The sequence below is a fragment of the Ornithinimicrobium sp. genome, from assembly GCF_051004135.1.
Lineage (GTDB): Bacteria > Actinomycetota > Actinomycetes > Actinomycetales > Dermatophilaceae > Ornithinicoccus.
The window spans coordinates 1-8268 of sequence record NZ_JBPCKQ010000030.1 but is presented as its reverse complement, the minus strand read 5'-3'; the positions used below and the strand labels follow the sequence as shown (position 1 = coordinate 8268).

At 70.3% G+C, this 8268-nt stretch carries 8 protein-coding genes and 1 pseudogene; 6 read left to right on the top strand and 3 right to left on the bottom strand.

Going from position 1 to position 8268, the window contains the following annotated elements; translation table 11 throughout:
- Nucleotides 1-407: 407 nt before the first annotated feature.
- Nucleotides 408-1325 carry a hypothetical protein gene (locus ACR2FV_RS01650; protein WP_434013981.1) on the top strand — a complete coding sequence of 306 codons (918 nt, stop codon included), beginning with the start codon at nt 408-410 and terminating at the stop codon, nt 1323-1325.
- 199 nt (nt 1326-1524) lie between these two features.
- Here ACR2FV_RS01650 and ppk2 read toward each other — a convergent pair whose 3' ends face one another.
- Complete coding sequence (gene ppk2, locus ACR2FV_RS01645; protein WP_434013980.1) at nt 1525-2415, bottom strand: polyphosphate kinase 2; 891 nt, start codon at nt 2413-2415, stop codon at nt 1525-1527.
- A gap of 83 nt (nt 2416-2498) precedes the next feature.
- On the opposite strand from ppk2, the gene hemW reads away from it, so the two are divergent.
- Nucleotides 2499-3755 (top strand): radical SAM family heme chaperone HemW, encoded by a 1257-nt coding sequence (gene hemW / locus ACR2FV_RS01640; RefSeq protein ID WP_434013979.1) that lies wholly within the window; start codon nt 2499-2501, stop codon nt 3753-3755.
- A 41-nt stretch (nt 3756-3796) separates the two neighbouring features.
- Here hemW and ACR2FV_RS01635 read toward each other — a convergent pair whose 3' ends face one another.
- Entirely contained in the window at nt 3797-4438 is a 642-nt protein-coding gene (locus ACR2FV_RS01635; RefSeq protein ID WP_434013978.1) for a DUF4870 domain-containing protein, read from the bottom strand.
- Between the two features lie 7 nt (nt 4439-4445).
- Nucleotides 4446-5327 (bottom strand): DUF3097 domain-containing protein, encoded by an 882-nt coding sequence (locus ACR2FV_RS01630; protein ID WP_434013977.1) that lies wholly within the window; start codon nt 5325-5327, stop codon nt 4446-4448.
- A 117-nt stretch (nt 5328-5444) separates the two neighbouring features.
- On the opposite strand from ACR2FV_RS01630, the pseudogene ACR2FV_RS01625 reads away from it, so the two are divergent.
- The 4 genes and pseudogenes from ACR2FV_RS01625 to ACR2FV_RS01610 form a co-directional block, all read left to right on the top strand.
- Nucleotides 5445-5741 (top strand): annotated as a pseudogene (locus ACR2FV_RS01625) (aminoglycoside phosphotransferase family protein); the annotation flags it as partial.
- A gap of 215 nt (nt 5742-5956) precedes the next feature.
- Entirely contained in the window at nt 5957-6283 is a 327-nt protein-coding gene (locus ACR2FV_RS01620) for a hypothetical protein (protein WP_434013982.1), read from the top strand.
- A 231-nt stretch (nt 6284-6514) separates the two neighbouring features.
- The gene (hrcA, locus tag ACR2FV_RS01615) at nt 6515-7537 is read left to right on the top strand and encodes a heat-inducible transcriptional repressor HrcA (protein ID WP_434013976.1); all 1023 of its coding nucleotides are present in this window, start codon (nt 6515-6517) and stop codon (nt 7535-7537) included.
- 45 nt (nt 7538-7582) lie between these two features.
- Nucleotides 7583-8268: DnaJ domain-containing protein (locus ACR2FV_RS01610; RefSeq protein WP_434013975.1), on the top strand; the 686-nt coding region annotated here is incomplete at its 3' end.

Sequence of the window (8268 nt, the reverse complement as noted above, 5' to 3'; positions counted from 1 at the left end):
TCCCGCCGACGCCGCCCGGCCGCCGGGGTCACCCGCCAAGCCTGGATCGCCCTCGCGCCGGGCGGCCTTGGCGTCACACTCCCTCCGCAACGGAGGTGAACTAGTCGGTTCAGATGGATAGCCCTGACATAACTAATTAACCATAGAGGCAGTGTCACGTCAAGAGCCTCTGACCGGTGGACCGACGGTGCCGGGCGTGACTTCATCGGTGAACACGGTGCCGAGTGTCACCCCGCGCACCGAGATAGCGCTTGCAGGCTGTGCGCAGGGTGCCGAGTGTCACCCCGCGCACCGAGATAACGTTTGCAGGTGGTGCACACGGTGCCCAGTGTTGCCTTGCGCACCAAGGCCCCGTGCCTGTGGATGGATTCTGCGCCCGGTGGCGGCTCTGGGGGAATGTGGCCGGCATGCCGCACATCGACACTCGCAGGCCCTTCACCCGCAAACAGGCCGATGAGGCCGGCCTGTCTTGGCGCTACCTTGCCGGGCCGAAGGTCCGGCGGCTGTTCCGCAACGTCTACGTCTCGGCTGCCTTGGTGCCGGGAGTCGAGCTGCTCGTCGGTGCGGCGCGGGAGCTCGTGGGGGAGCATGCCTGCGCGAGCCACCACACGGCGGCCCTGCTGTGGGGTGGGGTCGTCCCGCACTCCAGCGACGTCCACGTCACCGTCCCGACCGGCTGTGTGCGCAACCGGTCCGAAGGAGTGCACGTCCATGCGGCCGACCGCGAGCAGGTGGATCATCGTGGTCAGCCGGTGACGACACCGGCCGACACCTTCGTCGACCTCGGCCGCTACCTCGAGCTCGTCGACCTGGTGGTGCTCGGCGACTCGCTGGTCAAGGCCGGCGTCACGACACCCGAGGAACTGATCGAGGCGGCTCGCACCGCGACCGGGAGGGGTGCGCGGACGGTCCGCCGCGCTGCGGCATACGTGCGTGTGGGTGTCGACTCCCCGATGGAGACCCGTGCTCGGCTGTTGATGGTGCTGGCCGGACTGCCCGAGCCCGCGGTCAACCATGTGCTGCGTGATGACAGCGGAGTCGTGCGGCGACGACTGGACCTGAGCTATCCCCAGTTCCGGCTGGCCATCGAGTACGACGGACGCCAGCACGCGGAGAACTCAGCCCAGTGGCAGGGGGACGTCCGACGTCGCGAGCAGCTCGACCAGTGGCAGTGGCGTCTCGTGGTGCTGCTGTCCGGGGACATCTACACCTCACCGGGCCAGACGCTGCAGCGGATCCGCGCTGCCATGGAATCCTGCGGGATGAAGGTGCCGGCCCAGACCGAAGAATGGCGACGGCACTTCCCGGGGCGCCAGGCAGCTTGAGGATGGGGGGCGGGACCGCGCCGCACCGCGTGTGCATCGCGTGTGCATCGCGTGCCGAATGTCACCATGTGCACCACTGGCGGACCGAGCGACGTTGCATACCGTGACACTCGGCATCGTGTGCACGACCGGACGTTGCGCACCGATGAGGGCTGCCGGCCAAGTGGCGCGCACCGAGCCCCGAGGGCGCCGGCGCGGGTCAGTCGCCGGTGGTGTCGCGGGCCCGGTTGACCAGTAGCGCGTCGGGCTTGCCGACGATCTCCTCGTCCTTGCCCGCGTAGTCGTACTGCGCGAGGAAGGCCCGCATCGCGTTGACCCGGGAGCGCTTCTTGTCGTTGGACTTGATCGTGGTCCACGGCGCGTGATCGGTGTCCGTCCGCGTGAACATCTCCTCCTTGGCCGCCGTATAGGCCTCCCACCGGTCCAGGGACTCCAGATCCATCGGCGACAGCTTCCACCGGCGCACGGGGTCCAGCTGGCGGATCGCGAAGCGGGTGCGCTGCTCACCCTGGGTGACCGAGAACCAGAACTTGGTCAGCGTGATCCCCGAGTCGACCAACATCTCCTCGAAGTCCGGCGCCTGCCGTAGAAACCGCGCGTGCTCATCGTCGGTGCAGAAGCCCATCACCCGCTCCACCCCGGCCCGGTTGTACCAGGACCGGTCGAACAGCACGAGGTCGCCCGAGGACGGCAGGTGCTTGACGTAGCGCTGGAAGTACCACTGCCCCAGCTCGGTCTCGGTCGGCTTGACCAACGCTACGACCCGGGCGCCGCGGGGGTTGAGGTGCTCCATGAAGCGCTTGATCGAGCCACCCTTGCCGGCGGCGTCGCGGCCCTCGAAGACCAGCACGTGCCGGCTGCCGGTGCCCTTGGCCCAGTACTGGAACTTCAACAGCTCGACCTGCAGCAGATACTTCTCGACGTCGTAGAGCTCCCGGCTCATCCGGTCGTCGTAGGGGTAGTCCTCCCGCCAGGTGTCGACCGCGCTGCCATCGGGCGAGATCAGATCAGGATCGGAGCCCCCGTCGTCGCGGACGGTGTAGCCCTGGTCCCGGAGGGTGTCGATGTACTCCCGCAGATTCTGTTGCACCCGAGTCACCGTATCGAGTCCCGCTGCACGTGGCACGACGGCATCGTGTCCGGTGGGGGTGGTCGGACTGGGACAATCGGGGTATGCCGTCTGCTCTGCCCCCCGGCGACCCGGCACCGGCCGACGGCTCGCTCCCCGTGGCGGCCCTGGCCTCGGTCGGTCACCGCGCCTTCGGGGTCTACGTGCACGTGCCGTTCTGCCGGGTCCGCTGCGGCTACTGCGACTTCAACACCTACACCGTGCCCGAGCTCGGCGGTCCGCAGGCCCCCGCCGGGGCGAGCCTGGACACGTATGCCGACGCTGCGCTCGCCGAGCTGGCTCTGGCCGCCCAGGTGTTGGACGCCAACCGGTCCGTTCCCGAGACGAAGCCGCTGCCGGCCGTGTCGACCGTCTTCGTCGGCGGCGGGACCCCGACCATGCTCCCCGCCGCAGACCTGGTGCGGGTGCTGCACGGCATACGAGGCCGCTTCGGCCTCACACCGGACGCCGAGGTCACCACCGAGGCCAACCCCGACACCATCACCCCCGAGGTCGCCCGCGCCCTCGTCGCCGGCGGCTTCACCCGGGTCAGCCTCGGCATGCAGTCGGCCGTCCCGCACGTGCTGGCCATGCTCGATCGCACCCATGACCCGGCCAATGTGGCGACCGCGGTGCGGGTATGCCGGGACGCCGGTCTTGCGGTCAGCCTCGACCTGATCTACGGCACGCCCGGGGAGAGCCTGACCGACTGGCGGGCCAGCTTGCAGGCCGCCGTCGATCTGGCGCCCGACCACGTCTCCGCGTACGCCTTGACGATAGAGGAGGGCACCAAGCTGGCTGCGCAGGTGCGCCGCGGACAGGTGCCGAGGCCGCAGGACGACGACGAGGCCGACAAGTACGAGCTGGCCGACGAGCTGCTGAGCATGAACGGCTACGAGTGGTACGAGATCTCCAACTGGGCCGCGAACCGCGACGCCCGGTGCCGGCACAACCTGGCCTACTGGCGCGGTGCCGACTGGTGGGGAATCGGACCCGGCGCGCACAGCCACGTCGGCGGGGTGCGGTGGTGGAACGTCAAGCACCCCGCGGCGTATGCAGCCCGGCTGGCCCAGCGGGCCAGCCCCGCCCAGGCGCGGGAGGAGCTGAGCGACGAGCAGCGCCTCGACGAGCAGGTCCTGCTCGGTATCCGGTTGGCTGACGGCCTCGACCTCAGCGTGCTACCGGCGGCGGGCAGGCGGGCGGTGGCCGGGCTGATCGCCGACGGCCTGCTGCAGGGTGCGGCCGCTATCAAGGGCCGCGGCGTCCTGACGAGGCGCGGCCGACTGCTGGCCGACACGGTGGTGCACCAGCTGTTGGCCTAGATCGACGCGTGCGCGGCCGGGCACCGGGATCCTGCCAGCTGCTACTTCAAGATCGGCAGCTGCAGCGGGTAGGTGTAGGCCTCGCCGTTGCTCGCCTTGACCGCCGCCATGATGTGCAGCACGGCCGCGACCACGAAGGTCACGATCCAGACCGGGATGGCGATGATCAGTCCGAAACCGAGCGTGACCAGCGCGAAGATCCCGAACGCGATGTTGACCACCCACACGCTCAGGTTGAAGTTGAAGGAGCCGGCCGAGGCGTTGCGCACCAGCGGACTGCGGTCCTTGTAAATCGCCCAGATGATCAGCGGACCGACGAAGTTGAGCAGCCCGGAGCTGAGCAGGAAGGAGATCGGCGCCGACAAGTGCGCCAGGATCGACCAGGTGCGCTCCTCCGACGGACTGAGCCGTAGGCTCGGACCGCCCTGGCCACCCGACGGTGGACCATACTGCCCGTGCGGCTGCTGGGGGTAGGGCTGCTGCTGGCCTCCGGGGTGCGGCGCCTGCTGACCGTAGGGCGAGCCCGGCTGCTGGGCTGGGGGCTGCTGAGACTGCGACTGCTCGGGGTAGGGCGGGCCCGGCGGGGGGAAGCCCTGCTGTGGCTCGGCAGGCTGCTGCTCGGGAGTCCTACCGGGCTGATCGCCCGATCCCGGCGGCGGAGGGGGAGGTGGTGCTGTGCTCATGTCGGTCTCATTCCTGTGGTGGCACCGTGACGAAGTCGATCAACTCTTCGACGCTGGCCAGGAGCGTTGGTTCCAGATCCTGATACGACCGCACCGATCCCAAGATGCGCTTCCACCCCTGGGACACGTCGGTCTGCGACCCGTGCGGCCATCCCAAGTGTGCCAGCACACCGTGCTTCCAGGAAGTGCCGCGCGGGATCACCGGCCAAGCGTCCAGGCCGAGCTGCTGTGGGCGCACCGACTGCCACACGTCGACATACGGGTGCCCGAGGATCTTGACGAAGGACCGGTATGCGGTGAGGCCGGCCGCGGCCTGCACGATGCGGTGCTCCTTGGTGCCCGGGAGGAGGTGGTCGACGAGCACGCCGATCCGCCGCTCGCGGGTCGGTGCGAAGTCGCGGATCACGGCCGCCAGGTCGTCGACCCCGTCGAGCATCTCGACGACGACGCCCTCGACCCGCAGGTCGTCGCCCCAGACCTTCTCGACCAGCTCGGCGTCGTGCCGGCCCTCGACGAAGATGCGCGACCCGCTGGCCACCCGGGCCCGTTGCCCGTGGACGGTGCGCGAGCCGCTGGCGGTGCGTGCGGCCGCTTGTCGGGCCTGGGCGAGCTGGGCGGCGGAGGCCTGAGTCGGGGCGGTCAGCACGACCGGGCGCCCGTCCAGCAGGAAGCCCGGCCCCAGGGGGAAGCCCTTGAGTCGCCCGCGCCGGTCCTCCAGGTGCACCACCTGCATACCGCTGGCCTTCTCGACCCGCACGACGGCGCCGACCCAGCCGGTGTCGACGTCCTCGACCACCAGGCCGGTCTCGGCCTCGACCGGCTGCGCGCGGCCACCCTTGGGTGCTCGCCAGTCGCCGGACAGCACGTCTGCTCCATACCGATCGCTCACGTCGGCGAGTCTGCCACTCGGCGGGCCTGGGCAAGCTCAAGCGCGCGGCCCGACCCCGCAGGTGCGTGATCCGGCCGACGGCGGTCCGCGACGCTGACTGTGCGAGGGTGAGCAGTCATGCAGGCGGCCCCGCAAGCGCACCTTGAGCGCTGGCAGCTGCGTCAGGACGGCGAGCCATGGGCCGGGTGGACCTCGCGCGTGTGGCCGGTGCGCGGCCCCGAGGGAGCGTGCTGGGTCCTGAAGGTTCCGAATGCGGAGGAGCCGGCGGGCGGCGAGGGCGCGGCGCGGCGAGCCTGGCAGGAGTCCGCCGCCGCCCGCGAGCACGTTGTGCCGGTGTTCGGCGAGCACGACGGCGTCCTGCTCCTGCGGCGCCTCGACGCCGACACGTGTCTCGCGGATCAGCCGATCCGGGATGCCGACGAGGTCATCGCCAAGTCGCTGGTCGCGCTGGCGGGGGTGACGGCACCTCTCGGCGTGCCCGACCTGATCGAGGAGCTTGACCGGCTGCGGGCCTCGATCGAGCTGTCGAGCACTCATCATGCCGACGTGCGCCCCGACCGAGTGGTGGCTCGATCGCTCGACGGATTGCGCGCGCTGATCCCTCACGTGACGGCCAGCCCCGCCCCCTGGTGCACTACGACCTGCACTACCTCAATGTGCTGCGCGACCTGGAGGACCACCGGTGGGTGGTCATCGACCCGCTGCCCAGGGCCGGGGTGCCGGAGGTCGAGGTCGTGCCCGCGCTGCGCAATCGGTGGGAGGACCTGGTGGCGACCGGAGACCCCGAGCGCGCGATGCTCCGGCGCTTCGACCTGTTGACCGACGCGGCCGGACTCGACCGTGAGCTCGCCTCAGCTTTTGCCCAGGCGGTCGCCGTGGACAACCTGCTCTGGCTGATGCCGAGGGAGCCGAAGCACATGTTGGTAGCGCCCTACACGATCATCAGCCGGTGGTGAGTGCGCGCCGGAGGCTCGGGGTCCCACCGTTGTGCGCGCCACTGGTACCTGCGCAGGGTGCGTTGGCGCGCACAACGGTCACGGGGTCGGACCGGGACGGAGTTTGCGGCCGGCGCGTAGACTTGGCAGTCGCGATCCCCGAGTGCCAAGCCCGGACCGGACCAGCCCGCGCCCTCATGGCCGGCGCCCGACCAGCCCGCACCCGACCCCGGCCCGTTGGAGGTGAACCCTGTGAGCGAAGACCGCCGACTCCATGTGCTGCGCGCCATCGTGCAGGACTACGTTCGCACCAGCGAGCCCGTCGGCTCCAAGGCCCTGCTCGAGCGGCACTCCCTCGGGGTGTCCGCCGCCACGGTGCGCAACGACATGGCCGCGCTGGAGGAGGACGGGCTGATCACCGCTCCGCACACCAGCGCCGGACGAATCCCCACCGACGCCGGCTATCGCACCTTCGTCGACGGCCTGTCCACGATCAAGCCGATGACCGCCGCCGAGAAGGCCGCGATCCGCCGGTTCCTCGAGGGCGCGGTTGACCTCGACGACGTCGTGGCCCGCACTGTGCGGCTGTTGTCGTCGCTGACCAACCAGGTCGCGGTCATGCAGTACCCCTCGCTGAGCCGCTCCGCCCTGCGCCACGTCGAGCTCGTCCCCGTCGGTGGCGCCCGGCTGATGGTGGTGCTCATCGTCAACACCGGCCGGGTCGAGCAGCGCGTGGTCGACGCCGGGCAGGACCTGCTTGCGCCCGGGGCGGAGACGATGGTCGCCGACCTGCGCGCTCTGATCAACCGCACCGCCGCGGGCCGGGCGCTGACAGCCGTGCCGGCCCTGCTGCATACCGCCATTCGAGCCGTCCCGGACGACCAGCGCGACGCGGCCCGCACCGTGGTCGACGCCCTGGCCGACGCCGTGGCGGAGCAGACCGAGGAGCGCGTCGTGCTGGCCGGGACCGCCAACCTGGCCCGCGTCGGCAGCGACTTCCCGACCTCGCTGGGACAAGTCTTGGAGGCCTTGGAAGAACATGTGGTGCTCTTGAAGTTGATGCAGAGTATGGCGACCCTCGACGACGATGCCGTCGCCGTCAGCATCGGCGTCGAGAACCCCTACGCGGGGCTGCAGACGACGTCCGTGATCACCACGACCTACGGGCCCGCCGGCGGTCTCGGGGTGGTCGGCCCGACCCGGATGGACTACCCCGTGGCGATGGCCTCGGTGCGCGCCGTCGCGCACTACGTCTCGACCATCCTCGACAACTGACCTGCACGCACCCCACCTGCACCACCGACGAAGGACACGACCTACGTGAACGACTACTACGCCGACCTCGGGGTCTCCCGCGACGCCAGCGCCGAGGAGGTCAAGCGCGCCTACCGCAAGAAGGCCCGCACCCTGCACCCCGACGTCAATCCCGGCCCGGACGCCGAGGCGGAGTTCAAGAAGGTCTCCCAGGCCTACGACGTGCTCTCCGACGCCGACAAGCGCGCGTCCTACGACCGCGGCCAGGACCCCTACGGCGGGTCGCAGTCCGGCTTCGGCCAGGGCTTCACGTTCACCGACATCCTGGATGCCTTCTTCGGCGGCCAGGCCGGTGGCGGTCGCGGTCCGCGTTCGCGCACCCAGCGCGGTCAGGACGCGTTGATCCAGCTCGACCTCGACCTCGACGTCGCGGTCTTCGGCGGAGAGCAGACGCTGCTGGTGGACACGGCGGTGCACTGTTCCACCTGCTCGGGCTCCGGTGCGCAGCCGGGCAGCGGCACGCGCACCTGCTCGGTATGCGGTGGGCGCGGCGAGGTGCAGCAGGTGCAGCGGTCCTTCCTCGGCCAGGTGATGACCACCCGGCCGTGCAGCGCGTGCCGCGGCTTCGGCGAGGTCATCGAGAACCCCTGCTTCGACTGCTCCGGCGAGGGCCGGGTGCGCACCCGGCGCGACATGACCACCAAGATGGCCGGCGGCGTCGAAGCCAGCGCCCGGATCCGAATGTCCTGTGA

Coding starts and splice junctions, on each gene's coding strand:
- ACR2FV_RS01650 (WP_434013981.1), top strand. CDS start 408: ATGCCGCACATCGACACTCGCAGGCCCTTCACCCGCAAACAGGCCGAT.
- hemW (WP_434013979.1), top strand. CDS start 2,499: ATGCCGTCTGCTCTGCCCCCCGGCGACCCGGCACCGGCCGACGGCTCG.
- ACR2FV_RS01635 (WP_434013978.1), bottom strand. CDS start 4,438: ATGAGCACAGCACCACCTCCCCCTCCGCCGCCGGGATCGGGCGATCAG.